Raw genomic sequence first — 997 nt, 5'->3', positions numbered from 1 at the left:
CGTAAAAGCCTCAGCTCTTGTAATGGCTAATAACATAGAGCTAGACGCCAAAGGCAACATAAGCCTAGCTGGCAGCGTAGTGGCCGATAATATCAATCTAAATTCACAAAATTTAAACCTAAATCACCTAGAGCTAAACTCTAAAGATCTAAATTTAAAATCAGACGCAGCAAATATCAACTCAAGTGAAATTTCAGCTAAAAATATAAATGTAAATGCCAATAATATAAGCTTAGACAAAGAGTCATCTCAGTTTAGCAAGGCTTCAAATTTAAAAGCAGACGAGAGCTTAAATTTAAACGCTAAAGAAAATTTAAACATCACTGGCGGAGGCTTAGAGGCTGACAAGATAAATTTAAGCGCGGATAATATAAACATAAACGCTAAAGAGTTTGCCTACAGCCATAGCGCAAAAGAAAAGGGCATAAGCTTTAAACAAAGCATCCAAACGCTAAATAGTGCAAACCTAGACGCAAAAGATATAAATTTAAACTCTAAGTCAAACACACAGATAAGCTCAAGCAACTTAAGAGCTACTAACAAGCTAAACGTAGAAGCTGGAAAAGATATATATGTAGTTGGAGCTAATACAAACGAGAGCACGGAGACTAAAGAGAAGTCAAAGGGCTTTTTCTCTAAAAAAGAGTCTCATCTAATGGCAATAAATCAAAAGGTAATTAGTTCAAATTTAAACGCAGGTGATATCAGCCTAAAGGCTGGCGGTAACGCAATAGTAACTGGCTCAAATTTAAGTGCCAAAAATGATATAAATATAGATGCGAATAATATAAGTATAAATCATAGCGCATATGAGAGCTTGGAGTATTCTCAAACTAATAAAAGAGGCTTTGGTGGGCTTAAAAGGTCTATTGATATGCACTCTTTATCAAAGTTAAACCTAACCTCTTCATCACTATTAACAAATAGTGGCAACATAAATTTAAATGCAAATAAAGATATCTCTATCATCTCTTCAAATATAAACTCAGCATCTGCT

Annotated in this window: 1 protein-coding gene; it reads left to right on the top strand. The window is 34.4% G+C overall.

Annotation, left to right across the window (positions count from 1 at the left end):
- Positions 1 to 997: hemagglutinin repeat-containing protein (locus tag UNSWCS_RS10335; protein ID WP_035143985.1), on the top strand; the 997-nt coding region annotated here is incomplete at both ends.

The organism is Campylobacter concisus UNSWCS, from assembly GCF_000466685.1.
Lineage (GTDB): Bacteria > Campylobacterota > Campylobacteria > Campylobacterales > Campylobacteraceae > Campylobacter_A > Campylobacter_A concisus_A.
The sequence above is the reverse complement of the archived record's forward strand: the minus strand, read 5'-3'. Positions and strand labels throughout refer to the sequence as shown.